Below are 24951 nucleotides of genomic sequence, written 5' to 3' on the forward strand. Positions count from 1 at the left end.
TGCCCGCTGCTCAGAGCTCCTGCCCGCCGAGGGGCCGGTCGGCCCGCAGGCGCGCGGCGTCTATCTCCGCCCACACCACCTTGCCGTGCGCGTGCCGCTCGGCGCCCCAGTCGTCGGCGAGCCGCCGCACTATCTGCAGTCCGTGACCGCCGGGCGTGCCCGGGCGCGACCCGGACGGCAGCCGCGGCAGCTCGCCCACGCCGTCGTGCACCTCGATGCGGAACGCGTCACCGCCGAGCAGCGTCAGCTCGTGGCAGCCGTCCGCGTGCAGGTTGGCGTTGGTCACCAGCTCGGACACGACCAGGAGCGCGTCCTCGGCGGTGTCGCCGCCGTCCCACCCCCAGTCCCGCAGCGCCTCCCTGGCGAACTCCCGCCCCCGCGCGACCTGCCGGCGGGCTCCGCGCAGCGCCAGCCGCCGGCGCTGGCGTACGGCAGGTCCCCGGGTGGCCGGTGCGGACCGGCCGGTGTCGGCTCCGATGGTGTGCACTGGGCCCTCACCCCGTCCTCGGTGTCGGTGTCGGTGTCGGTGTTCCGTGATCTCGTGGTGCGCTTGTACCCGGTCGGCCGGAACGGACACCCGTGACCGCGAGGCCGTGCCGGACGGGTTTCGGCGGGCGGCCCGGGGCCGGACGCGTGGGGGACGGGCGAGCGCTCGCGCGGCTGCGCGTAACCGCGGCGACTGACGAGAGGATTCCGGACATGCCGAACGTGTCGCGCCTGCCCGGCCTGTCGGAGCACCTCTGGCTGTGGCAGGAGGAGGCGGCGTGCCGGAACCTCGGCACGGACCCGTTCTTCCACCCGGCGGGGGAGCGCGGCGAGGACCGCGCGGGCGGCCGGCTGATCGCCGCGGAGCCGGCCGCCCCGGCGCCCGTACCGCCGTCCGGGTGCCGTCCGGTGCCTCAGGGGCTCGCGTTCAGCTCCGCGACGATCGAGGCGGGGGTGTGGCCGCTGCCGTCCGAGCGCCGGTGGAAGTCGACGGAGACGAAGTTCGGCTCACGGCCCCCGGTCGCGGAGCGGCACTGGCCCGCGATGCGATCGCGCAGTTTCGTGCCGTTGTCCAGGGCCGCCGTGAGCACGGTGGGGACGTTGCGGTGGTGGCTCATCGTGAACAGGCGCCGGAATCCGGGCTCCTGCCGGTCCAGCGGGACGTCGGCCCAGCGCGTGACGCAGCTCAGGTCGTTGCCCAGGTCGCCGAGGCTCCAGAAGTTGCTCACGGTCCAGGACCTGTCGTACATGACGCCCAGCTGCTCGCGGTCCGAGCGGTCGGAGAAGATCAGCAGGCGCTTGCCGGAAGTGACGAGGTCGGCGACCTTCGGCCAGCCGTTCTGGCGCACGTTCCACTGGTCGGGCCGGAACATCATCTCCTGGAGGCCCCGGACCCGACCGAGGGACTGCCCGAGCTGGTCGGCGCTGACGTAGTCCTCCAGGAAGACGGTCACGACCTCCTGGGGGTTGGCGGCGAGGAAGTGCACCACGGTCTGCAGGGTGCCGTGGAAGGACTGCCGGGGCAGGGCGTACGTGATGCCGGCGAAGGTCTTGCACTCGCCGTGGCAGAGGTAGACGTCGCTCGCGTAGCAGTCGCTGCCGAAGCTGATGACGCACAGCCAGGTGCTGCGCTCGTACCAGTGGGTGTCCAGGCTCAGGCCGCGCACCCCGCCTTCGAGCTGGCCCCGTACGGACTCCGCCTGGTTCACCGAACTCCAGCGGGAGTCCTCGTAGTTGGTGAAGGCGTTGTGGGTCGTGAGGAAGGAGACCTCGTCCAGGCGCCGGTCGCCCCAGCGGGCGGTGGCGGCGGGGTCGGCCGGGCGGGCGGCGGGGGCGGCCGCGGTCGTCACCGCCGTCTGCGGGGCGGCGGCCGCGGTGCGTTCCGAGGCCGTCGCCGACGTCGCCGTACCCAGGAGAGCCAGCAGCAGGAGGCAGACGAGCCGGCGCCGGCCGGCTCTCCATCGCTTCATGTCCATGTCAATCATGCGCGGAGGGTAGCGCGCGGGCCGCCCATCCGCGCCCCCGCGGACGGACACGGCCGGATCCGGCCGCCGCGGGGCCGCCCTCAGGACGACGGCCGGTCCGCGCGGGTGAGCCGGTGCAGGCGCAGCGCCAGCTGGTTCTCCAGGGCGCGTTCGGGCGTGTTCCAGTCGTCCCCCAGCAGCCGGGCGACCCGTTCGAGCCGCTGGACCACCGTGTTGACGTGGACGTGCAGCCCGTCCTTCGCCCGCGACAGGCTGCCGTTGGCGGCGTAGTAGGCACCGAGGGTGCGGATCAGCTCGGTGCCGCGCTCCGCGTCGTACTCCAGGACCGGCCCCAGGACCCGCTCCACGTAGCCGCCGACGTCCGTGCGGTCGCCCAGCAGCATCCCGACGAAGCCCAGTTCGGGCAGGTGGGCGCCGTCGCCGACGCGCCCCAGGCTCCGCAGGGCCTCCAGGCAGCGCAGCGCGTCCGCGTAGGTCCGCGGGAGCTCGTCCGGCCCGCGGGCCGGACCGGCCGCCCCCACGGTCACCGGAGCCCCCAGGAACCTGCCCAGCTCCAGGGCGAGTTCACGCGGATCGGCACCGCGCCCGCCGGCCGGCGCCACGAGGACCACGTGCCCCCGGTACACACCCGCCAGCCCCCGCAGCTCCCGGGCCCGCCGGGCCGCCTCGCCCTGCAGCCGCTGCCGCTGCGCCGGCTCGCAGTGCGCCACCAGGACGTCGTGCGGGTCCCGAAGGTGCACGTCGAGCCTGCGGGCCCGCAGCACCAGGCTGCCGAGGTGTCGCGGACGGTCCGCCTGGTCCTCGGCCAGCAGGTCGTCGAGGAGTTCGCCGCGCACGCGCTCCTCCGCCTCGGCCACCGACCGCCGCAACAGCAGCAGGAGCGCGGCCACCAGGCTCGTACGCTCGAACAGCCGGCGGTCGGTGTCCGGCAGATCGGGCCGCCCGGTGAGGGCGATGCTGCCGAGCAGCGCGGAACCGGCCATCACCGCGCAGACCCAGACGCCCTCCACGGGCACCGCCCGGCCCTCCGCCCGCGAGGCGGCCACCCCCCGGGCGGGCGGGGCGAGCGCGGGGGCCGCGACCCGGGCGAGCTCCGCGCCGTCGGCGTCGTGCACCACCAGCCCGCCGCCGAGGATCGCCGCGATCTCCCGCGCCACGTCCCCCACCTCGCCGCCGCGCAGCACGAGGTCCGTGAGCCGGTCGTGCGTCTCGGCGGCGCGGCGCAGCGCCTCGCTGTGCCCGCGGGCCGTCTCCGTGGCCGCGTTGAGTTCCAATAGGGCCGACCGCGTCTCCTCCATCCGCCGCGCGCTGTCGATGGCCGTGGCCGCATGGTCGGCGAGGGAGGAGAGCAGGGCGATGGAGTCCGGGGTGAACTCCCGGACGGTGCGGTCCGCCGCGTACAGCACGCCGATGAGCCGGGTGCCCAGGCGCAGGGGGACGCCGAGGATGCCGCGCAGCCCCTCCTCGCCCACGCCCGCGTCGATCGCGGAGGTGTGGGCGAACTGGCCGTCCACGGTGTAGTCGGCCGTCCAGTACGGCCGCCCGCTCTGCGCGACCAGCCCGCCGAGCCCTTCCCCCATGCCCAGCCGCAGCTGCTGGAACCGCGCCGACACCGAGCCGTCGGTGACCCGCATGAAGGTGTCGCCGGCGGCCGGGTCGGCCAGGGTCAGGTACGCCACGTCGGCCCCGAGGAGGAGCCGTGCGCGGTGGACGATCGCCCGCAGTACGGAGTCCAGGTCGCGCAGGGCGGCGAGATCGCCCGCGGTGTCGAAGAGGGCCGCCAGCTCCGTCTCCCGGCGCCGGCGCTGTTCGAGGGTGCGGCGCACGTCCAGCGCGGTCCGCGTGGCCCGGTCGACCACGTCCTGGTCCGCGGCCGGCAGACCGAGGGCCCGGGCCTGCGCCGCGGGTTCGGCGAACCGTTCCGCCGCGGCGTCCTCGGCCAGCAGCTCCAGCAGCCGCGCCACGGACCGGGCCGCGTCTCCGGCCGGGTCGGGGGAGTCGTTCACGGTGGTCATCGTGGCACCCCCGCCGGGCGGGGGAGGAGGCGGGGCGGCTGATCCCCCCGGTGCGAACCGCCGCCCCGCCCCGTACGGTCCCCCGCGCTCAGACCCGTACCGCGTCCCGGGACTTCGCCCCGGCCCCGGCGGTCCGGCCGGCGGACAGGTCGCGTCCCCGGGTCTCCTTGGCCACGAGGACGGTGGCGGTGGTGACCAGGGCGGCCGCGCACAGGTAGACGGACACGGGCACCGAGGAGTCGTACCGGGCGAGCAGCTCCACCGCGACGATCGGTGCCAGCGCCCCGGCGACGATCGAGGCCAGCTGCGAGCCCATCGAGGCCCCGGAGTAGCGGACCTTCGTGTCGAACATCTCCGAGATGAAGGCCGCCTGGGGCCCGTACATCGCGCCGTGCAGGAGCAGCCCGGCCGTCACCGCGAGCGTGATGACCGTCGCCGACCCGGAATCGACGAGGGCGAAGAACACGAAGGCCCACAGGGCCATGCCCACCGAACCGATCAGGGTGACCGGCCGCCGCCCGAGCCGGTCGGAGAGCGCGCCCCAGGCCGGAATGGCCACGAAGTGCACCGCGGAACCGATCAGGACGGCGTTCAGCGCGGTGGACTTGGCCAGCCCGAGGTGGACCGTCACGTACACCAGCAGGAAGGAGGTGAGCACGTAGTAGGAGATGTTCTCCCCGAACCGGGTGCCGATGGCGGTCAGCACCTCCCGCCGGCTCGTGCGGAACACCTGTACCACGGGAGCCTTCTCCTTCACCCCCCGGGCCGCCTCGGCCTCGGCCTTGGCCTGCGCCGCCAGGAACACGGGCGACTCGGACACCGATATGCGGATCCACAGCCCGACGATCACGAGGACGCCTGACAGCAGGAACGGCACGCGCCAGCCCCAGGCGAGAAAGGCCTCCTCGGACTGCACGGCGGCCAGCAGCGCCAGCACGCCGGTCGCGAGGAGGTTGCCGCCCGGGGCACCCGCCTGCGGCCAGGACGACCAGAACCCGCGGTGCCGGTCGCCGCCGTGCTCGGAGACGATCAGGACGGCGCCGCCCCACTCGCCGCCGAGCGCGAACCCCTGCACCAGGCGCAGGACGGTCAGCAGGACCGGCGCCCCCACGCCGATGCTCGCGTAGGTGGGCAGCAGACCCATCGCGAAGGTGGCGCCCCCCATCAGCAGCAGACTGAGGACGAGCAGCTTCTTCCGGCCCAGCTTGTCCCCGAAGTGCCCGAAGACGACGCCGCCGAGCGGGCGGGCGAGGAAGCCGATGGCGTACGTGACGAACGCGATCAGGGTGCCCACGAGCGGGTCGGCGGTGGGGAAGAACAGGGTGTTGAACACCAGGGCGGCGGCCGAGCCGTAGAGGAAGAAGTCGTACCACTCGACGGTGGTCCCGATCAGGCTCGCTGCGACGACTCTCCGGATTCCGGTTGATGGGGGTGCGGCTGTTTCAGGGGAGGTCATGTGCACCACTTCCGGGGTCTGCGGGGACGATTGGTGTGGGCACACCGTAGAAGCCCGCAGTTCGGCGGCGTATGTGGCGGGACATCACATTGAGGCGCCACCTTGTGTACCCGACCACCACACCGCCGCCTCGGACACCTCGACGGCTTCCGGCACCCCTGACCGACTCCTGCCTCCCCCTCGGCACGCCGGGGTGGCGAAGCCGAGAAGGCCCAGTGACTGGAAAACACCCTTGAACGGCAGTTCGGTGGCCGGTAAGTTCAGCTACTCGCCCGACTGCTGTCCGGTGGAGGGCGGCACAACGCAAGGAGTGCACAGATGCGCAGCAGGTGCCGAACCTGCCGCTGACTCGTGGAACGCGGGCCGGCGGGGTGTGACCAACCATCTGGTTGCCCTACCAGGGCACCGACTCGGGGAGACCTGTGCCCTCAGTCGGGATACCAGGTGACCCCGCCTGCTGCCCGAGGAGTACCCCTTTGCTGGACCGTGTGATCGAGCTCCTGTCCCAGACCCGGACCCTCCGCGCCCTGCTCGACTTCTGCACCATCGTCGTGCGCCTGCTGCCCGCCCTGGTCGTGGTGATCGCCCTCGTCCCGTCGTTCTTCGCCTTCGCGTTCATCTCCGCCGGCGCGCGCAGGTCGGTCCTGGAGATCGTGGACCGCCTCACGAAGTGGACGCTCGCCCGCTAGCAGTGCGAAGCCGCGCCGCCGCCCTCGGTACCGGATGACGGAAGGGCGGCGCGGGGACGGCGGGCCGACGGTGCGGTCACACCGGCCCCCGCCGGCCGTCAGCCGAGGATCCGGCGCTTCTGCTCCGCGAACTCCTCCTCGGTCAGGACGCCTTGGTCCCTGAGGTCGCCGAGCTGCTTGAGCTGGTCGAGCTTGCTCGTCGTGTCCTCGGCCGCGGGTGCGGGCGGTGCCGCCGCGGGCGCCTGGGCCTGCGCCTGCTGCTGTTGGGCCGCGGCGTCCTGCTGCGCCCAGCGGCCCGCCTGCCGCCGGGAGACCCGGTTGGACACCGTCGTGGCGGTTCCGGCGATGACGGCGGTGCGGGCGACGCCGCGAAGGAGTCCGGGCATGGCACTCATCTCCAGGCTGGGGGGTAGGGGACGGAAAGGCGAAGGGGGACGGGCGGTCACTCCAGGTCGGCAGGGTCCGCCGTGGCCTCCAGCGACGCGATCAGGGCCTGGACGGGGATCCGTCCCGCCGCGACGAGCTGGGCGCCGCCGCGCCGCAGTTCGCGGGCGAGCGGGGCCGCCCAGGTGTTCTCGTACACGAGGACCCCGGCAGAGTTGCCCGGCTCCAGGGCGGTCCCCGCGTCGTCGATGTCGCTCTGGTCGAGCAGTCCGGAGGAGGCGCCCTCGAAGACGGTCAGGTCCACCTCGTCACCGAGGTCGCGGAGCTCCAGCGCCCGCACCGTGCCGTCCTCGTCCTTGCGGACGAAGACCAGGTCGAGGATGCGGATGATGCCCCGGTCGACCAGGTCGACCAGCATGGGCAGGCCCTGCCCCGTCATGCGGTTGCCCGGGAACTCGATCACCAGGTAGTCGACGGGGCCCATGTCCTCGATGTCGTTGAGCCCTGCGCGTTCCTCGGCCTCGCTGCTCATGGCGACTCCTGTCAGGCGGAAGGGATGTGGTGCGGGCGCCCTGGACGCCGCCGTGCGCGGCCGGGTGGGTCCACGGCGCGCCCCTCCCCATTCCAGCACCGCGACCGGCCGCCCGCATGTGCTGACTCCGCCGGGGACGGCCGGACGGCCGGGACGGCGGTCAACCGGTGAGCTGGAAGATGCTCTTCGCCGTGAGGTAGAGGCCGAGTCCCAGGCAGAGGACCACGATCGCCTGGTCCGCGTGGTCCTTCAGCCACTGGCGCAGCCGCAGCAGCCGGGCCTGGGCCGCCTCCCTCGCGAACACGATGTACAGCTCGGCGGCGATCAGCACCGCACTGGAGACGAGGCAGAAGCCGAACAGGGCCAGCCAGGACTCCCAGTGCGCGGTGTCGGCCTCCAGCACCGTGACCGCCCCGGCCGCCACCATGCCCCACGGCTGGACCAGCACCGCCAGCCCGGCCGCCGCCCAGAGTCCGCCCGCGTCCTTGGCGGCCTCCTTCGCCGCGGGCGCGTCCTCGGGACCGGGGCCGTCGGGGGTGCCGTCCGCGGTCCGGTCGGGGGCGGGGCCGTCCGGTGTGGGCGTCCCCGTGGCGCCCACACGCATGCGGTGGCGCCGGTGCAGGCCGTAGATGACCAGTGCCACGCCGATGGCGAGCTTGGCGGCGATGCCCGCCAGTCCCGGCGGGGAGCGCGGCGGCGGGGGCTGGCCGTGCGTCACCCCGAGGACGATCGCGATCACCACGACGAGGCAGGCGAGCCAGGCCAGGATGAAGGCCAGCCCCTTCAACACCCCCCGGGACGAGGACACCACGAGGGCGAACGCCATGACGGGCAGCGGGTTGAGCGCGATGGCCACCGCGATGAGCATGAGGTCGAGGACCATGACCGCCCCAATCGTGTGACGACCACCTCCGACACTACGCGGCGCCGCGGAAGCCGACACGTTCTGCCCGACGGCCGCCCCCGGCCGCCTTCGAGATGCTGCCCCGGGCCGGGTCCTCCACCCTGGACGCACACGAAGGAGGCCGCCATGACGACGACCGCGCCGCCGGCGCCGTTCCCGGCGTCGGGCCGACGGCTTCCCGCCCGGGCGCGCACCCGCCCGGCGCGCCGCTGATGCCCGCCGGCCGGCGCCTTCGGGACCTGCTGCGGGCCTCGTGGTGGCGGACCCGCTCGCGGGAACTCGCGGAGACCGGCAAGCGCCTCCAGCGCCGCTCGGAGGAACGGTTCCCGGTGATCACGCATCTGGCGGAGCGGATGGTGTCGGTGAACATCTTCGACTCCGCGACGCGGGTGGCGGCCCAGGTCTTCCTGACCGCGGTGCCCCTGCTCTTCGTGGTGGTGTCCTTCGCCCCGCAGGGCGTCCAGGACCAGCTGGCCGACTCGCTGCGCACGATGTTCGGGCTCACCGGCGCGGCGAACGAACAGCTGACCGACGTCTTCGGCGGCACCTCCGACGAGGACCTGGAGAACGCGGTCGGCCTGGTGGGGTCGCTGATGGTGCTGCTGTCGGCGACCGCCGCGAGCCGGGCGGTGCAGCGGCTGTGCAAGCGCGCCTGGGGTATCCCCCGGACGGGGACGCGGATCGCCGTCTGGCGCTGGTTCGTCTGGATCGCCGTCTGGACCTGCCTGCTGGTCGTCCAGGGCCCGGTCCGCGAGGGCTTCGGCGTCGGCCCGTGGCTCGGCGTCCCCCTCACCCTGCTGTTCCAGACGGGCGTGTGGTGGTGGACCCAGCACCTGCTGCTGGGCGGGCTGATCGGCTGGCTGCCCCTGCTGCCGGGAGCCGTGATCACCGGTGGTGCCGTCACCGCCCTGTCGCTCACCGCGCGCTTCTACCTGCCGGTCTCCCTCAACAAGGCGGTGGGCGAGTTCGGTGCCGGCGGCTCGGTCTTCGTCGTGCTGTCCTGGCTGATCGTGCTGTGCGTGGCGGTGGCGATCGGGCTCACCCTGGGCGCCGTACTGGCCCAGCAGCCCTCCCTCGCGCGCCGCCTGGGCAGTCCGGTACCGGAGCGGTGGGCGCAGCAGGCCGGGCCCCGGCCGAGCTGATGAGCACACGTCCCGGGGGATGCATGCTGGAAGGCACAGGCCCTTGAGCCAGGAGGTCCGGATGAAGGCGATCCACGGAGCGAACGCGGCGGGCGGCGGGCCCTGGCTGTCTCCCGAGGACCGGGCTGCCCGCGGCCGGGCCGCCCGCAAGAAGGTGCCGCGGTCCGCCCACGAGGAGTTCACCCCGGCCGGGCAGCGCCCCGATCCGGTGGAGATCATCGAGCGGCAGTCGGCGACCCGGCTGCAGGAGCTGGTGCCCATCCGGTACGGCCGGATGACGGAGTCGCCCTTCCGGTTCTACCGGGGCGCAGCCGCGATCATGGCCTCCGACCTGGCAGGCACCCCGGACTCCGGTCTGCGGGCCCAGCTGTGCGGGGACGCGCACATGCTGAACTTCAGGCTCCTCGGGTCGCCCGAGCGGAACCTCCTGTTCGACATCAACGACTTCGACGAGACGCTCCCGGGGCCCTGGGAGTGGGACGTCAAACGGCTGGCCGCCAGCCTGGTCATCGCGGGCCGGGAGAACGGCTTCAACGAGGGCGAGCGGGCCGGGATCGTCCGCTCCACCGTGCGCTCCTACCGCGAGCAGATGCGCCGCTTCGCCACGATGGGGAACCTGGAGGTCTGGTACGCGCGCATCGACGAGCAGCAGCTGCGCACCGTGGCCTCCGAGGCGCTGCACGGGCGCGGTCGCCGGCGGGTGTCGGAGACCATCTCCAAGGCCCGCAACCGGGGCAGCCTGCAGGCGTTCGAGAAGCTCACCGAGGTGGTCGGCGGGGAGCGCCGGTTCGCGGCCGTGCCGCAGCTGATCACCCCGCTCTCCGACCTCATGCCGGACCAGGAGCGCAGCACCCTGGAGGAGGCGATCCGCGACCTCATCAAACGGTACGGGCGCACCCTCGCGACGGACCGGCGCCACCTGCTGGACCGGTTCACGGTGGTCGACATGGCCCGCAAGGTGGTCGGCGTGGGCAGCGTGGGCACCCGGTGCTGGATCGTGCTGCTGATGGGCAGGGACGGCTCGGACCCGCTGATCCTCCAGGCGAAGGAGGCGTCCGCCTCGGTGCTCGCCGAGCACGTCGGCGCCAGCGCGTACGCGACCCAGGGCGAACGGGTGGTCGCGGGCCAGCGCCTCATGCAGGCGGCCAGCGACATCTTCCTCGGCTGGACCCAGGCCGAGGGCATCGACGGACAGGAACGCGACTTCTACCTGCGGCAGCTGCGCGACTGGAAGGCGATCGCCGAGCCGGCGGAGATGGTGCCCAAGGGCATGCGGCTCTTCGGCGAACTCTGCGGCGAGACCCTGGCCCGCGCGCACGCCCGCTCCGGGGACCGCATCGCCATCGCGGCGTACCTGGGCCGCAGCGAGGTCTTCGAGCAGGCACTGGTCGGATTCGCGGAGAGCTACGCCGACCGCAACGAACGCGACCACCAGCTGCTGGTGGACGCGGTCGCCGCCGGCCGGGTGACCGCCGAGTCGGCCTGACCGCCCGGTGCAGGGGGTCCGGGCCCGCCCGCACCCCCGGTCGGGGTACCCGCCCGGCGAGGCTGCGCGCCGCTCCCGTACGGCGGTGGAACCCTGCCTGCATGACAGCCAAGGCACGCACGGCCGAGAAGGCGGGGGCCGCGAACGTCGTCCTGCTGACCCTGGCGTCGGGACAGTTCCTGATGGCGCTGGACAGCTCGGTCATGAACGTCTCGATCGCGACGGTGGCCGAGGACGTCGGCACCACGGTCAGCGGCATCCAGGGCGCGATCACCGCCTACACCCTGGTGATGGCCATGCTGATGATCTGCGGTGGCAAGGTCGGCGCGCTCATCGGCCGCAAACGGGCCTTCCTCATCGGCTGCGTCGTCTACGGGTGCGGGTCCCTGACCACCGCCCTCGCACCGAACCTGACCGTCCTGATGATCGGCTGGTCCTTCCTCGAAGGCGTCGGCGCGGCGCTGATCATGCCGGCCATCGTGGCGCTGGTGGCGTCCAACTTCGCGGTGGAACGCCGTCCGGCGGCCTACGGGCTCGTCGCCGCGGCCGGAGCCGTGGCCATCGCGGTCGGGCCGCTCATCGGGGGTCTCGCGACCACGTTCTTCTCCTGGCGGTGGGTCTTCGCCGGCGAGGTGCTGGTGGTGGCGGGCATCCTCGTCCTCGGCCGACGCGTCGCCGACGCGCCCCCCGACCGCCGGCCGCACATCGACGTCGCCGGCGCGGCCATGTCCGCCCTGGGCATCGGGTTGTTCGTCTACGCGGTGCTGCGCACGAGCGAGTGGGGCTGGTTCCGGCCGAAGGCCGGCGGGCCCTCCTGGTTCCACCTCTCGCCCGTCGTCTGGCTGATGTTCGCCGCCGTCCTGCTGTTGTGGCTCTTCCTGCGCTGGGAGGAGCGCCTCGTCACGCGGGGCACGGAGCCGCTCGTCGACCCGGGCTTCCTCGGCAACCGGCAGCTCACCGGCGGCCTGACGATGTTCTTCTTCCAGTACCTCGTCCAGATGGGCGTGTTCTTCGTCGTCCCGCTCTACCTGTCCGTCGCGCTCGGCCTGTCGGCCCTGCGCACGGGCGTGCTGATCCTCCCCCTCTCCGTGACCCTGCTCGCCGCCGCGGTCGGGATCCCCCGGGTCCTGCCGCACGCCTCACCGCGGCGCGTGGTGAAGTTCGGGGTGCTGGCGATGTTCGCGGGCGCCCTCGTCCTGCTGGCCGTCCTGGACGAGGACTCCACCGAGGCCGTGGTGGTCGTTCCGCTGCTGCTGATCGGGCTGGGCATGGGAGCCCTCGCCTCGCAGCTCGGCGCGGTCACCGTCTCCGCCGTCCCCGACGAGCAGAGCGCCGAGGTCGGCGGTGTCCAGAACACCGTCACCAACCTCGGCGCGTCGATCGGCACCGCCCTCGCCGGCTCCATCCTCATCGCCGCGCTGACCGCCTCCTTCCTCGCGACCATCGAACAGAGCCCGGCGATCCCCGCGGAGGTCAAGGCCCAGGCCGGGGTCAGCCTTGCCGCGGGCGCCCCGTTCCTGTCGGACGAGCAGCTCGGCACGGCCCTGGAGGAGGCGGGCGTGGAGACGGACGTGGCGCAGGCGGCCCTCGACGCGAACGCCGCCGCCCGGATCGACGGCCTGCGCGCCGCCCTCGCCGTCCTGGCCCTGGCGGCGCTCACGGCCCTCTTCTTCACCCAGCGCATCCCCACCACCCAGCCGGGCGCACGGAGCCCCTGAATGGGGCCAGGGCCGCGCGGACTAGACCGAGGCCGGCGGGGTCCCGGGACCCGAGCCCGTACCGGGACCCGTACCCGGACCCGAGCCCGCGCCCGCTCCCGTCCCGGCACCCGCGTCGCCGCCCGGCCCCCCGCCGGCGGCGGGCGCAGCCGCCGTGACGGCCTCCGGGTCCTCCTCCAGGAAGTCCGCCACCGCCAGGGCGAAGAGCAGGGCCAGGGCGAGGCCGAGGACCACCCAACCGGTCGGGTGCGGCCACAGGACGTACACGACCACGGCGATGGCCACGAGGATCCAGGTGATCCAGGCGCGGTGCCGGTGCACGAACGCTCCGACCGGACCGGTCCGCATCCCCATCCGGTCGGCCGAGGCCCGTACGGCGGTGATGCCGGAGTGCCACATCTGGCGCACCGCCGTCGCCCAGCGTCCCGGCCCGGACAGCCAGGCGGCCAGCGCCAGCACCAGACCGAGGACGATGACCGTCCGGACGGAGATCCGCAGCAGCCGAACCATCGCGTCGTAGACGGAACCGGCGGCGGCCTGCGAGACCGTGTCCGGCAGGGCGTTGAGGTACACCGTACGGAACACCGTGAGCACGACCCCGAGGACCAGCGCGGCGAAGGCGAAGCCGAGGGCCGCCGCGACGAGGGCCCGGCGTCGGCGGGTGCAGAGGAACACGCCCACCACGGCGAGCAGGACGGCCAGGACGGGCAGCCACACGCCCGCGAGCTCCAGCAGCCGGAAGCCGGTCTTGACCCGGCCGATGTCCTGCGACTGGACGACGGTGAAGTCCGTGTGGATCTCCGGGATCTTGTTCGCGACGGTCAGCCCGGACTGCACCAGCCGCTGCTTGACCTCCTCGACCACCGGCGCGAGGTCGAGGGTCACCGCGTCGTTCTTGATCTGCACCGCGCCCTCGCCGCTGCCGGTCAGGGCGCGCACGAGAGAGGTGTGGATCGTGCGGTTGGCGTTGGTCCAGATCGTCTCGAAGGCGTCCGACGCGACCACGTCCTGCGCCTTCTCCTTGACGAAGCTGCTCAGGGCGCTCTCCAGGGAGCCGCCGAGCTTCCCCAGCGCCTTCTCCAGCAGGGGCCGCTGGTCGGGGGCGGCCTCCTCCAGCAGGGCCGGGAGGTCGATGTGCTCCATCACCGCCCCGGTGACCCGGTTCGCCACGGCCGCCTGCACGTCCGGGTCGGAGGCGAGGGGAGCCACGGTGGTGACGTAGCGGTCGGTGTCGCCCACGATGTCCGAGGTCCAGGCCGCCAGGATGCCCAGGGGGGCCAGCAGGCATCCGAGGAAGATCAGGACGGCACCGAACAGGGAGCGCATGCGGTGCCGGCGTGGCGGGCGTGCGGCGGCCTCCGACTCCAGCGCGGCGACGCGCGCCCGCAGAGCGGCCAGTTCGTCCCGGTGGTTCTCCTGCGACATCGCCGGCCTCCTACGGTTCGGATTTCAGGCAAGCACCGCGGCGAGCGGGCGCGCGAGGCGGGGCCGACCGATCGGGTGACGGTGTCCGGGACGGCCCGTCCGCCCGAGGTGCGGACCGTCCGGGGCCGACCGATACTGCCGATCACGGGCACCCGCCCACCGACGGAGGTACCGATGGACGACGACTACTCACTCCTCGACGTCTTCTGGACCATGCTCTGGTTCTTCGTGTGGATCCTGTGGCTGTTCCTGCTGTTCAAGGTGATCGGCGACATCTTCCGCGACCACGAGCTCAGCGGCTGGGGCAAGGCCGGCTGGCTGATCTTCTGCATCTTCCTGCCCTATCTCGGCGTGCTCGTGTACGTCATCGCCCGCGGCAAGGGCATGGGCAAGCGGGACCTCAAGCAGCGCCAGGAGTCGGAAGCCGCCTTCCAGGACTACATTCGCAAGACCGCCGGGACGGCCCCCTCCGGAGGATCGGGGGCGGACGAACTGGCCAGACTGTCCGAGCTGAAGGACAAGGGCGCGCTCACCGAGGAAGAATTCCAGAAGGCCAAGGCCAGACTCCTGGCCTGACGACCGGAGGGCCGGGGCGCACCGCCCCGGCCCCGGCGGAGGGAGTGGTCGCCGTGGACCGCACGACCTGTTGCGTCGTGGGCGCCGGCCCCGCGGGCATGGTGCTGGCACTCCTGCTGGCCCGCGCCGGGGTGCGGGTGACCGTGCTGGAGAAGCACGGGGACTTCCTGCGCGACTTCCGCGGCGACACCGTGCACCCCTCCACCCTGTCGCTGCTGGACGACATCGGCCTGGCCGAGCGGTTCGCCCGGCTGCCCCAGCGCCGCGTCACCTCCGTGCAGCTCCCCGTCGGCACCGACCGGTCACTCGTCACGGTCGGGGACATCGGGGCACTGCCCGGCCCGTACCACTACATCGCGATGGTGCCGCAGTGGGACCTGCTCGACCTGCTCGCCGACGAGGCGGCCCGGGAACCCACCTTCACCCTGCGCAGGAACACCGGGGCGACGTCCTTCCTCATCGAGGGCGGCAGGGTCACCGGTGTGTGCTACCGCACGGCCGACGGCGCCACCGGCGAACTGCGTGCCACGCTGACCGTGGCCTGCGACGGCCGGGGCTCCCTCGCCCGCGCCCTGCCCGAGCTCGGGCTGGAGGACTTCGACTGCCCCATGGACGCCTGGTGGTTCCGGCTGCCGCGCCACGAGGACGACCCGAGCGGGCTGGTGGGCGGCCTGGGGGAGCGGTTCTTCGCCGCCCTCATCGACCGCGGCGACTACTGGCAGATCGCCGGGCTCATCCCGAAGGGCACCGACGCCGAGCGCCGCGCCGAGGGCCTCGAACTGTTCATGGACCGGTTCACCGAGGCCGTCCCCTGGCTGGCGGACCGGGCCGGCGCCCTGACCTCCTGGGACGACGTCAAACTGCTCGACGTACGCCTCGACCGGCTGCGCCGCTGGCACCGCCCGGGACTGCTGTGCATCGGCGACGCCGCGCACGCCATGTCCCCGGTGTTCGGCATCGGGATCAACCTCGCCGTCCAGGACGCCGTCGCCGCCGCCCGGTACCTGGTCCGGCCGCTGCGGGAGGGCACCGTCGGGCTGTACGACGTACGCCGCGTCCAGCGCCGCCGGATGCCCACGACCGTGGCCACCCAGGGCCTGCAACGCCTCGCGCACGCCCGGGTCATCGAGCCGCTGATGGCCGGCCGGTCCGCCTTCGGGGATCCCCGGCGGGCCGCGCGGTTCAGCGAACTCATGACCGGATCGAGGTGGCTGAACCGGATCCCGGCCTACTTCCTCGCGTACGGGGCCCTGCGCGAGCGGCCCCCGGCGCAATCGCTGCGGCCCTCCGGGCGGGCCCGCTAGTCCCGACGTCCCCGCGGCCCCGGCCCCCGGCCCCACCGGGCGGGGGAACCCCTACTCCCAGGAGGAGACATGAGCGAGCGGCCGGTCCTTCTGCCCTACGCCGACCCGGCGTTCGTCGCGGACCCGTTCCCGCTCTACCGGAAGCTGCGCGAGGAGGGCCCCGTCCGCCGCACCGTCATCGCGGGCGGCCTGGAGGCCTGGCTCGTCACCCGCTACGAGGACGCGCTCGCGGCCCTGTCCGACACCCGGCTCAGCAGCGACGTGCGCGACGCCTCGGACCCCCGGCTGCTCGCCCAACTGCCGAACGACGAACGCGAGTCGATGCTGAGCAACATGCTGCGCAGCGACCCGCCCGACCACACCCGGCTGCGCCGCCTGGTCTCCCAGGCCTTCACCGCCCGCCGGGTCGCGGGGATGCGGCCGCGGATCCAGGACCTCACCGACCGCCTCCTGGACCGGATCGTCCCGGCCGGCCGCGCCGATCTCGTGGCCGACCTCGCCCTGCCGCTCCCGGTCGCGGTGATCAGCGAACTGCTCGGTGTGCCGCCGCAGGAGCGGGGCGCTTTCCAGGAGTGGACCGACCGCATGGTCACGAGGGGTGCGGAACCCCCCGACCCGGCCGTGGTCGAGGACGCCTGGCAGCAGATGCGGACCTACCTCGGCGCACTCGTCCACGCCCGGCGCGCGAACCCCGGCGACGACCTGCTCGGCGCGCTCCTCGTCGCCCGTGACGAGGAACAGCGCCTGAGCGAGGACGAGTTGATCGCCATGGTGTTCCTGCTCCTGGCCGCCGGTCACATCACCACGGTCAACCTGATCGCGGGTGGCGTCGCGGCCCTCCTCGCCCACCCCGACCAGCTCGACCTGCTGCGTTCCGACCCCGGCCTGCTCCCCGGCGCGATCGAGGAGTTCCTGCGCCACGACGGCCCGGTCAGCCCCGGCATCGCCCGGTTCGCGCGGGAGGACGTCGAGATCGCGGGCGTCACCGTCCCGAGGGGCGCGACCGTGCTGATCGGTTCGGCCATCGCCGACCGCGACCCGGCCCGGTTCGCCGAACCCGATCGGCTGGACATCACCCGGGGCGACAACGCCCACCTCGCGTTCGGGCACGGCATCCACTACTGCCTGGGGGCGCCGCTGGCCCGGCTGGAGGGCCAGATCGCGATCGGCACCGTGCTGCGTCGGCTCCCCGGGCTCGCGCTCGCCGTGGCCCCGGAGGAGCTCCGCTGGCGTCCGGGCGGGCTGCGGGGCCCGCTGAGCCTGCCCGTCACCTTCACCCCCGGCGCGGCGGCCCGTTGAGCTTCCGCATCCGCTCCGGTGCGCTGCGGCGGACGACGGCTTCGCGCTGGTCGGCGGAGGCGGTGGAGGGGGTCCGGCGCCGCCCTGCGGGGCCCTCCGTTCCGACCGTGGAACCACCCGGAAACCACCTCGGCCCTCGTGTGAAGCTACGAAGTGACGGTTTCGGCCAGTGGACTTCTTAGGGCCTTCGGCCTCTGACCGGATTCGGCCGGTGCGCTGTGTACTCCTCCCAACCCCCAAGTGAAAAGCCGGGGTTCGGACCTCCCGTACGCTTCCGCGTTCGGTGTTCCGTACGAGTGGGACAGCTGTGCAGCCACCACGTTTCCGAATGGAGTGACCGTGACCGAGCACACCCTAGAAGCGAGCATCCACGAGCTGCAGCGCACCTGGATGGACCATGCGATCAGAGTGGCCACCGAGAGCGTGGCGAACGGCGGGGGTCCGTTCGGCGCGCTGGTCGTCAAGGACGGCGAGGTGGTCGCCGTGGGGAACAACCAGGTCACCGCGACCCTCGACCCGACGGCCCACGCCGAGGTGAGCGCGATGCGCGCCGCCTGCAAGCGGCTCGGCACCTTCTCGCTCAAGGGCTGTGTCCTGATCACCTCCTGCGAGCCCTGCCCCATGTGCCTGTCCTCCGCGCTGTGGGCCCGCGTCGACCGGATCGTCTACTCCGCCGACCGGCACGACGCTGCGGTGGCCGGATTCGACGACCGCAGGTTCTACGACCTGTTCGAGAAGAAGCCCGCGTCGATGTGGCCGACCCCGGTGGAGCAGCTCGATCTGCCGCACCGCACGGCGCCGTTCGACGCCTGGCTGGCCCGCGTCGACCGCATCGACTACTGAGCGCACGGCGGTACTGCGGTACGGCGTCCCGTGAGCCCCGGGTCCACCGGGGCTCACGGGACGAGCACCACCTTGCCGGCCACCGTGCCCGACTCGGCCAGGCGCATGGCCTCGGCGGCCCGGACCAGCGGGAGTTCGGCCGCCACCCGCGCGGTGATCTCACCGCGCTGCAGCGCCGTGAACACCTCGGTGAGGTCGGCGCGCAGGCGCGCCCGGAAGCGCCCCCTGGCGTAGGCGCGGCCGGCCCACACGTTGTAGAAGTACGCGCTGCGGCCGTTCGGCAGCCAGTTCCACAGCCAGACCCGGCCCAGCAGCTTGAGCACGGGCCACGCGCCGGAGCCCTCGTCGTCGCGGGTGGCGGCGGTGCCGTACGAGACGAGGGTGCCGCCGCGCTTCAGCAGCCTCCAGGACCCGACGACGCCCTCCCCGCCGACGTGGTCGAAGACCGCGTCCACCCCCTCGGGAGCGAGCGCCCGCACCCGGGCCGGGACGTCGCCCGAGCTGTAGTCGACCGGGATCACCCCGTGCGCGCGCAGGGCGTCGTGGTGGCGGGGGGAGGCGGTGCCGATCACCCGGGCGCCCGCGGCGAGCGCCAGCTGGACGAGGACCGTCCCGACCCCGCCGTTGGCGCCGTGGACGAGCACGGTCCGGCCGGGGCGGATCCGGGCCTTGCGGTGCAGCATCTGCCAGGCGGTGATGCCGTTCACCACCGCGGTCTCGGCGTCGACGGCGCCCACTCCGGCCGGCACCTCCACGGCGTCGGCCGCGTCCAGCACGATGTGGCTGGTCCACCCTCCGGTCTTGGTCAGGGCGGCCACCCGGCGGCCGACCAGCCCGGTGTCCACCCCCTCGCCCACCGCCTGCACGGTGCCGACCAGGTCGTAGCCGGGGACGAAGGGGAAGGGGGGCTGGTCGTAGTAGCGGCCGCGGCGCATCTGCTGCTCGGCGAAGGACACGCCCGTCGCCTCCACCGCGACCACCACCTGGCCGGCGGCGGGCGCGGGGACGGCGCGCCGGTGGAGCTCCAGCCCCTCCGGCTCGACCTTGCCGGGGAGGACGATCTCGATCAGCTCGGTGGTGTGCACCATGGCCTCCGGTGGGGTTCGTGGATCTCGTGTTCGTTAGAAGGTGTAACCAGAGTGATGGGGGTATGCCTTCGATGTCAAGCGAGTGGTTCGTCCGATCGTGATGTGTCATGCCGTTGGTGATAACTTCTCACTCCCACTGGTGGCGGCGAGAGGCGGCGCAGAAGTGACCGAAGCAGCGAAGACCCCCCGGGAGCGGTACCGGCAGCAGATCCGCGAGGAGGTGAAGGAGAAGGCCTGGCAGCAGATCGCCGGATCGGGCGCCTCCGCGCTGTCCCTCAACGCGATCGCCCGGCAGATGGGGATGAGCGGGCCCGCGCTGTACCGCTACTTCGCCAACCGCGACGAGCTGATCACCGAACTGGTCCGCGACGCCTACCGCAGCCTCGCCGACACCTTCGCCGCCGTGGGCGGAGCGGCGGCCGAGGCCACGGCGCCCGGCACGGCGGACGGCGCGGAGCCGGCCGGGCCCGGCCTGGCCGCTCTGGCCGGCGCCCTGCGGGACTGGGCCGTGGCGGACCCGCACCGCTACTTCCTCGTGTACGGCACACCGGTGCCCGGCTACCGCGCCCCCGAGGACATCACGGCGATCGCCGCGGAGATGATGTCCGTCCTGCTCGACGCCTGCGCGGCCGTCCCCCCGGTGTCCGGCGGGGCCTCCCCGGACGGCGGCATCGACGAACACCTGTCCGAGCACCGGGGGTGGGCCGCGACCCACCCCGACCTCCCGCCGTCGGCCCTGCGCCTGGCCCTGGCCTTCTGGAGCCGCCTGCACGGCGTGCTGTCCCTGGAGCTCGCGGGCCACTTCACCGGCATGGGCCTGGATCCCGCCCGGCTCTTCGACGCCGAGGTGCGCGCCCTCACCGAGGGCCGGGCGGGCTGACGCCGGGTCAGCCCGAGGTGTCCCAGGCGGTCGTCAGGCCGTCCAGCCAGGCCGGCGGCAGCTCGCCGGCGTCCCACTCCTCCCGCAGGACCGCCGGGGCCGCGGCGAGCCGTTCCAGCACGGCGAGGCTCGTGGGGGAGTGGATCAGGGAGTAGCGGCCGTGGATGGCGATGGCACTGCCGGGCCCGTACTGGGCGTACAGGCGCTCCAGCCGGGACCGGTGGGCCGTGCCGAACTCGGCCAGCCGGCCCGCGTACAGGGCGCGCTGCCGGTGCCCCATGGTGCCGAGGACGGCGGTGAGCACCTCCGTGGTGACCTCGGGGTCGAAGTCGGACTCCGCGGCGAAGGAGAGGTAGAGGGGGGTGACGGCCACCTGGGCCCGCTCCACCTCCATCCGCCGTACGCGGGGCCGGTCCTCCGCAGGGTCCCCCGGGTCGGCCGCGTCCGCCGACGGGTCGTCCCCCACGGCCCGGTGCAGGGCCCGCTCGGCGATCCCGCCGAGCTCGGCGGCCGCGTCGCGCGTCCCGTCGAGCCAGCCGGAGTCGTACGGCTCGCCCTTGTCCCCCGGAGCGGTCCGGCCGCTCGCGGAGATCTCCTCGTACGCGCGGGCCAGGGCGCCCGTCTCGACGAGCCCGAGGAGTTCCTCCGCGTCGCCGGTGAAGACGCCCGCCCGGGCGAGGAGCTGGAGGAGCGTCGTCCTCGCGTTGGCGACGCTGACCGCATCCGGCAGCTGCGGTCCTTCTCCGGCGGTGTTCATCGGATCCTCCTCGTCGCTCGGGTCGCGCGGCGCGTTCACGCGGGTTCGCTCGCTCCAAGGATGCGACGGGCGGTGATCGTCCCGCCAACCACCCCTCCGGCGCGGCGCGCGGACACCCGTCACGGGTGCGTCGGGAGCCGGGCCCCGGCATGCGTCCGCCTCCGTGCCGGCGGGGGCACGGAGGCGGGAGGGGAGGAGGCGGCGGCGGGCGGGCGGAGGCCCGGGCGCGGCCGGTCAGAAGGAGAAGGCGGCGTTCCCGTTGAGGGTCGCGGACATGGCGCAGCTGTTGGCGAAGGTGTGCTTCCAGGCGACGCGGCTGCCCTGCCAGACGCCGTCCACGGTGACCACGACGGGGTCGTAGTGCATCGGACAGGCGCGGTTCTGGTCCGGCGCCGACAGCAGCGCGTCGAGGCGCCCGTCGGTGGCCTTCAGGGCCGCGCAGGCGGCGCGGGGGTCGGGGTGCGTGCCCTGGGCGCTCGGCGCGCAGCTGAGGGTGGACGCCCGGACGACGGTGGCGCCCCCGTCCCCCTTGGCGACGGCGAGGACCACGGCGGACGGGGCGTACAGGCTCGCGGGCTGTGCCTCGGCGATACCGGTGACCCCGGCCACGGTGACGAGGGCGGCGGCGGAGACAGCAGCGATGCGGTGACGCACGACAACACTCTCTTTCAATTCGAAGGGCAGGCGCAGCATTTGGCTGCGGTGTGTCGGCTTGACGTCGCTGAGTCTTGCGGGTGTGAAGGCCGTGCGCACATTGATGACCGATTTACGGACACTCCGTCCGACTATCGGAGACCGAATGGTCGTTCGGGCAGCTCAGGGGCGCTGTGCGCCCTGTGCGACCGGACGGGAACGGAGGGTGATCATGCGGGGGAGGTGTCCCTGGCGACCCGCTGACCTGCTGTCGGTCGCTCCCGGTTCATCGAACGGCCATTCAGGCTGACCGGATAGTGCCGTTCAGCACGCCCCCCAGCCGCCGTCGAGCGGCAGGGACGTCCCGGTGATGTGGCCCGAGTGCGGACCGCAGAGCCAGAGGACCGCGGCGGCGACCTCGGCCGGCTCGATGAGCCGTTTGACGGGGGACCGGGCCAGGAGCACCCCGGAGAGCACGTCCTCGGCGCTCACGCCGTGCGCCGCGGCCTGGTCCCGGATCTGACCCTCCACCAGCGGCGTCCGGACGTACCCGGGGCTGACGCAGTTGCTCGTCACGCCGTGCGCGGCGCCCTCGACGGCCGTCACCTTGCTCAGTCCCTCCAGCCCGTGCTTGGCGGCCACGTACGCGGCCTTGTACGCGCTGGCCCGCAGCCCGTGCACGCTGGAGATGTTGACCACCCGCCCCCAGCCGCCCCGGTACATGTGCGGGAGCGTCTGCCGGATGAGCAGGAAGGGCGCGGTCACCATCACCCGCTGCATCAGCTCGAACCGCTCCGGGGGGAACGCGGTGAGCGGGGCGACGTGCTGCATGCCGGCGTTGTTCACCAGGACGTCGACCGCCGTCGGCAGCGTGGCGACGGCCGCCGGATCCGCGAGATCGACGACGTGGGCCCGGCCCCCCACGGCGGCCGCCACGCTCTCGGCGGCGGCTCCGTCGACGTCCGCCACGTGCACGGTGGCGCCCGCCTCGGCCAGGGCGACGGCGCAGGCCCGGCCGATCCCGCCGCCGCCCCCCGTCACGAGGGCGGTACGGCCGCCGAGGCCGGAGGAGGCGGGTGCGGGTGCGGCGGAGGAGGGGGAACGTCCGGTCGTCATGCCAGGGACGGTAGGGACCCGCGGGCCGCCCCCGACATGGTGCGGGCCGCCACAGCCGCCGGGCCCGGCATGGGGGCCGGGGCCATGGGCCGCCCGTGGCGGGGCGTCAGTAGCGCAGGGCGGTACCGGTGCTCGCGGACACCGTGCCGGACAGCTTGTGCGTGCTGCGGGCGGTCCCCTGGCCGGTGCCCTTCCCGGCGACGTCCTTGACCGTGACGACCACGGTGTCGAGGAGGCTTCCCCCCTCGTCCTTGAACTCGACCTGCACCGCGAAGGACTTCGCCGCGTCGTCGGTGTTCTGCACGGTCACCGGGACCGTGGTGAACCCGTCCGCGTCCGTGGCCACCGTGCCCAGGGTCACCTGGCCCTTGGCGTCGACCCCGTTCTTGACCTCCGCCAGCTTGTCCTTCGCGACGGCGGCCGCCGACTCGGCGGACTTCGCGGCCTCCGAGGCGGCCGACGAGACCGCCTCGCCCGCCGACTTCACCGCCGACGCCGCGCTCGACACCGCGCCCGAGGGGGTGCCGTCGCCCCCCCGAGCAGCCCGCGGCGGCGAGCACCACCGCCGCCAGCACCGCACCCGCCGCACCACGCTTCCACGCGACCGTCGTCACCACGCCTCCTGGGATGTACCGGACGTCCGGACCTCCCAGTCAACGGGGCCCGCCGCCCGGATGCCCGACGGGCCGGGCATCCGGGTGAGCTGCGCGGGCCGGCAGGGCGGGCGTCAGCCGCGGGCCCCGGCGAGGCGCCGCTCGTGGACCCGCAACCGGAGGTCGGCCAGGTCCAGCAGGGGAGTGGCGACCCCGAGCGCGCGGGCCCGGACGGTGAGGTCCGTCAGCACGTGCTCCGCCTCCGTGGGCGCTCCGGCGACCAGGTCGCGGTACAGGGAAGGGGTGAGCGGCGAGCCGGGATCCGTGACGGTCGCCGCGGCGGCGGCGCGTTCCGACTCCGGCAGCGGGTGTCCGGCGGCCTCCGCCACGGCGCAGGCCTCGGCGAGCAGGGCCCGGCTCAGCTCGGCCCCGCCGGGGACGGAGGTGATCTCGCCGACCGTGCCGCGCATCAGACAGGTCAGGGAGACCAGCGTGGAGATGAACACCCACTTGTGCCACATGGCCGCGACGATGTCCGGGGTGTCCGGCGAGTCGATGCCCGCCCCGGCGAGCACCCCGCGGACGGCGTCCACCCGGGCCGAGGGGCGGGCGTCGAGCTCACCGGTGAGGACGACCGCCGGTGGTGCCATGCGCACGATGTCGCCGTCCTCGTTCAGCGTGGTCACCACCTTCGCGACCCCGCCCAGCACCGCGGTCGGACCCAGGCGGGCGGCCAGCGCGTCCAGGTGGGCCATGCCGTTGAGCAGGGGCACGACGGCCGTCCCGGGTCCGACGGCCGGACCGGCGTCGTGCAGGGCCGCCCCCAGGGCGGTCGCCTTCACGGAGAGGAGGACCAGGTCGTACGGTCCTCCCACCGATCCGGCGGTCACCAGCCGGGGCGCGAGGTGCAGCTTCTCGCCCTGCCCCTCGACGCGCAGGCCCCGGGCCGCGAGGGCCTCGGCGCGGGCGGGCCGGACCAGGAAGGTGACGTCCTGTCCCGCCGCCGCGAGGCGGGCGCCGAAGAAGCCGCCGACGGCGCCGGCTCCGACCGTGAGGATCCGCATGGTGGTGCCTTTCGTGGAAGGAGCCGGGAGGGGACGAACGGGCGAGAGGGGGGCGGCGGGAGGCGGTCAGGTCCGGCCGGCGCCGAGCCGGCCGTCCTCGGCGGCTCCACGCGCGGCACGCGGCGTGCGGCGGGAGACGGCCACGCCGGCGAGGCAGAGCGCGCCGCCGAGCAGGGTCAGCCAGGCCGGGACCTCGCCGAGCAGGGCCCAGCTCAGCAGGACCACGATCGCGGGGACGGCGTAGGTGGTCGCGCCCAGCCGGCCGGCGGGCATGCGGGCCAGTGCGTACGTCCAGGTGGTGAAGGCGAGGGCGGTCGGCACCACGCCCAGGTAGATCATGTTGAGGGTCGCGGAGACCGGCGCCTCGGGCAGCTCCCGCAGCAGCTGTCCCGTGAAGGGCAGGCAGGCCACCGTCCCCGTCAGGCACGCGAAGGCGGTGACCTGCAGTGGGGTGCCGAAGGACAGGGCCGGCTTCTGGGCGACGACCCCGGTGGCGTACGCGACCGCCGCCAGCAGGCAGAGCACGACGCCGAGGAGGGAGGTGGAACCGCCCCCGCCGGCGGACATCGACAGCCCCACGACCACCGCACCCGCGAACGAGACGGCCATGCCCGCGAGGAGCCGCGGCGGCAGGGCCTCGCCCAGCAGCCGCGCCGCCAGCAGGGCCATCAGGATCGGCCCGGTGTTCACGAGGAGGGAGGCCGTCCCCGCGTCCACCAGGCGCTCGCCCCAGTTCAGCGCGATCGTGTAGCCGCAGAACCACACCACCCCGGACACCAGGATCCCGCGCCACGCCCCGCGGGGCGGCAGGCCCTGCCGGCGGACCAGGAGCAGGACCACGAGCACCAGGGACGCGGCGAGCAGCCTGCCGAGCGCCAGGGCGCCGGGCGAGTAGGCGGCGCCCGCACTGCGGATGGAGACGAAGGCGGAGGCCCAGGCGAACACCGTGAAGGTGACGGCGCCGACCGTGAGGACACCGGGCGGGATCGGACTCGATCGGAACGTCATGACCTCACCCTACGAGCTCGACATTTCGGTGTCGACCGAAATATTGGCGCGTGTGCGCCCGGGGCGGAG

At 73.7% G+C, this 24951-nt stretch carries 24 protein-coding genes; 9 read left to right on the forward strand and 15 right to left on the reverse strand.

Going from position 1 to position 24951, the window contains the following annotated elements; translation table 11 throughout:
- Positions 1-10: 10 nt before the first annotated feature.
- From ACPU2J_RS32240 to ACPU2J_RS32255, 4 genes are all read right to left on the reverse strand, one after another.
- A complete protein-coding gene (locus ACPU2J_RS32240; protein WP_420078478.1) occupies positions 11-487 on the reverse strand; it encodes an ATP-binding protein in 477 nt (158 codons plus the stop codon).
- A gap of 412 nt (positions 488-899) precedes the next feature.
- Positions 900-1955 (reverse strand): PI-PLC domain-containing protein, encoded by a 1056-nt coding sequence (locus tag ACPU2J_RS32245; RefSeq protein ID WP_423834630.1) that lies wholly within the window; start codon positions 1953-1955, stop codon positions 900-902.
- 95 nt (positions 1956-2050) lie between these two features.
- On the reverse strand, positions 2051-3985 hold the full coding sequence (locus ACPU2J_RS32250) for a helix-turn-helix domain-containing protein (protein ID WP_423834631.1): 1935 nt from the start codon (positions 3983-3985) through the stop codon (positions 2051-2053).
- 88 nt (positions 3986-4073) lie between these two features.
- Complete coding sequence (locus ACPU2J_RS32255) at positions 4074-5441, reverse strand: MFS transporter (RefSeq protein ID WP_420078475.1); 1368 nt, start codon at positions 5439-5441, stop codon at positions 4074-4076.
- A gap of 476 nt (positions 5442-5917) precedes the next feature.
- Here ACPU2J_RS32255 and ACPU2J_RS32260 point away from each other — a divergent pair, with 476 nt between their 5' ends.
- The gene (locus tag ACPU2J_RS32260; RefSeq protein WP_361605885.1) at positions 5918-6130 is read left to right on the forward strand and encodes a hypothetical protein; all 213 of its coding nucleotides are present in this window, start codon (positions 5918-5920) and stop codon (positions 6128-6130) included.
- 98 nt (positions 6131-6228) lie between these two features.
- Here the strand turns inward: ACPU2J_RS32260 and ACPU2J_RS32265 are convergent, their stop codons facing one another.
- From ACPU2J_RS32265 to ACPU2J_RS32275, 3 genes are all read right to left on the reverse strand, one after another.
- Entirely contained in the window at positions 6229-6516 is a 288-nt protein-coding gene (locus ACPU2J_RS32265) for an SHOCT domain-containing protein (protein ID WP_423834632.1), read from the reverse strand.
- 56 nt (positions 6517-6572) lie between these two features.
- Positions 6573-7046, reverse strand: coding sequence for a DUF6325 family protein (locus ACPU2J_RS32270; protein ID WP_423834633.1), 474 nt, complete (start codon positions 7044-7046; stop codon positions 6573-6575).
- 160 nt (positions 7047-7206) lie between these two features.
- A complete protein-coding gene (locus ACPU2J_RS32275) occupies positions 7207-7929 on the reverse strand; it encodes a GAP family protein (protein WP_423834634.1) in 723 nt (240 codons plus the stop codon).
- Between the two features lie 95 nt (positions 7930-8024).
- Here ACPU2J_RS32275 and ACPU2J_RS32280 point away from each other — a divergent pair, with 95 nt between their 5' ends.
- From ACPU2J_RS32280 to ACPU2J_RS32290, 3 genes are all read left to right on the forward strand, one after another.
- The gene (locus ACPU2J_RS32280) at positions 8025-9092 is read left to right on the forward strand and encodes a YhjD/YihY/BrkB family envelope integrity protein (protein ID WP_423834635.1); all 1068 of its coding nucleotides are present in this window, start codon (positions 8025-8027) and stop codon (positions 9090-9092) included.
- 61 nt (positions 9093-9153) lie between these two features.
- Positions 9154-10578: a DUF2252 domain-containing protein gene (locus ACPU2J_RS32285; RefSeq protein WP_423834636.1), complete on the forward strand. Its 1425-nt coding sequence runs from the start codon at positions 9154-9156 to the stop codon at positions 10576-10578.
- 101 nt (positions 10579-10679) lie between these two features.
- The gene (locus tag ACPU2J_RS32290) at positions 10680-12296 is read left to right on the forward strand and encodes an MFS transporter (RefSeq protein WP_420078469.1); all 1617 of its coding nucleotides are present in this window, start codon (positions 10680-10682) and stop codon (positions 12294-12296) included.
- Between the two features lie 21 nt (positions 12297-12317).
- Here ACPU2J_RS32290 and ACPU2J_RS32295 read toward each other — a convergent pair whose 3' ends face one another.
- A complete protein-coding gene (locus tag ACPU2J_RS32295) occupies positions 12318-13721 on the reverse strand; it encodes a hypothetical protein (RefSeq protein WP_420078468.1) in 1404 nt (467 codons plus the stop codon).
- A 174-nt stretch (positions 13722-13895) separates the two neighbouring features.
- Here ACPU2J_RS32295 and ACPU2J_RS32300 point away from each other — a divergent pair, with 174 nt between their 5' ends.
- From ACPU2J_RS32300 to ACPU2J_RS32315, 4 genes are all read left to right on the forward strand, one after another.
- Positions 13896-14297 (forward strand): SHOCT domain-containing protein, encoded by a 402-nt coding sequence (locus tag ACPU2J_RS32300; RefSeq protein ID WP_361605909.1) that lies wholly within the window; start codon positions 13896-13898, stop codon positions 14295-14297.
- Between the two features lie 53 nt (positions 14298-14350).
- The gene (locus tag ACPU2J_RS32305) at positions 14351-15601 is read left to right on the forward strand and encodes an FAD-dependent oxidoreductase (RefSeq protein WP_420078467.1); all 1251 of its coding nucleotides are present in this window, start codon (positions 14351-14353) and stop codon (positions 15599-15601) included.
- A 69-nt stretch (positions 15602-15670) separates the two neighbouring features.
- Positions 15671-16900 carry a cytochrome P450 family protein gene (locus tag ACPU2J_RS32310; protein WP_420078466.1) on the forward strand — a complete coding sequence of 410 codons (1230 nt, stop codon included), beginning with the start codon at positions 15671-15673 and terminating at the stop codon, positions 16898-16900.
- Positions 16901-17239: 339 nt separating this feature from the next.
- Positions 17240-17743, forward strand: a complete 504-nt coding sequence (locus tag ACPU2J_RS32315) for a nucleoside deaminase (protein ID WP_420078465.1) — start codon at positions 17240-17242, stop codon at positions 17741-17743.
- 53 nt (positions 17744-17796) lie between these two features.
- On the opposite strand, the gene ACPU2J_RS32320 is transcribed toward ACPU2J_RS32315, so the two are convergent.
- Positions 17797-18831: a medium chain dehydrogenase/reductase family protein gene (locus ACPU2J_RS32320; protein ID WP_423834637.1), complete on the reverse strand. Its 1035-nt coding sequence runs from the start codon at positions 18829-18831 to the stop codon at positions 17797-17799.
- Between the two features lie 163 nt (positions 18832-18994).
- Between ACPU2J_RS32320 and ACPU2J_RS32325 the strand changes: the two genes are divergently transcribed.
- Positions 18995-19711 carry a TetR/AcrR family transcriptional regulator gene (locus tag ACPU2J_RS32325; RefSeq protein ID WP_423834638.1) on the forward strand — a complete coding sequence of 239 codons (717 nt, stop codon included), beginning with the start codon at positions 18995-18997 and terminating at the stop codon, positions 19709-19711.
- Positions 19712-19718: 7 nt separating this feature from the next.
- On the opposite strand, the gene ACPU2J_RS32330 is transcribed toward ACPU2J_RS32325, so the two are convergent.
- The 6 genes from ACPU2J_RS32330 to ACPU2J_RS32355 all read right to left on the reverse strand — a co-directional run bounded on the left by ACPU2J_RS32330 (position 19719) and on the right by ACPU2J_RS32355 (position 24882).
- On the reverse strand, positions 19719-20468 hold the full coding sequence (locus tag ACPU2J_RS32330; RefSeq protein ID WP_401166962.1) for a hypothetical protein: 750 nt from the start codon (positions 20466-20468) through the stop codon (positions 19719-19721).
- A gap of 234 nt (positions 20469-20702) precedes the next feature.
- Entirely contained in the window at positions 20703-21122 is a 420-nt protein-coding gene (locus ACPU2J_RS32335) for a subtilase-type protease inhibitor (RefSeq protein ID WP_420078462.1), read from the reverse strand.
- Positions 21123-21425: 303 nt separating this feature from the next.
- A complete protein-coding gene (locus ACPU2J_RS32340) occupies positions 21426-22217 on the reverse strand; it encodes a 3-hydroxybutyrate dehydrogenase (RefSeq protein WP_420078461.1) in 792 nt (263 codons plus the stop codon).
- A gap of 106 nt (positions 22218-22323) precedes the next feature.
- Positions 22324-22725, reverse strand: a complete 402-nt coding sequence (locus ACPU2J_RS32345) for a hypothetical protein (protein ID WP_423834639.1) — start codon at positions 22723-22725, stop codon at positions 22324-22326.
- A gap of 219 nt (positions 22726-22944) precedes the next feature.
- On the reverse strand, positions 22945-23874 hold the full coding sequence (locus ACPU2J_RS32350) for a 2-dehydropantoate 2-reductase (RefSeq protein ID WP_420078460.1): 930 nt from the start codon (positions 23872-23874) through the stop codon (positions 22945-22947).
- A gap of 66 nt (positions 23875-23940) precedes the next feature.
- Positions 23941-24882 carry a DMT family transporter gene (locus tag ACPU2J_RS32355; protein WP_420078459.1) on the reverse strand — a complete coding sequence of 314 codons (942 nt, stop codon included), beginning with the start codon at positions 24880-24882 and terminating at the stop codon, positions 23941-23943.
- Positions 24883-24951 lie beyond the last annotated feature (69 nt).

It is taken from the genome of Streptomyces manipurensis (assembly GCF_049570255.1).
GTDB lineage: Bacteria > Actinomycetota > Actinomycetes > Streptomycetales > Streptomycetaceae > Streptomyces > Streptomyces manipurensis.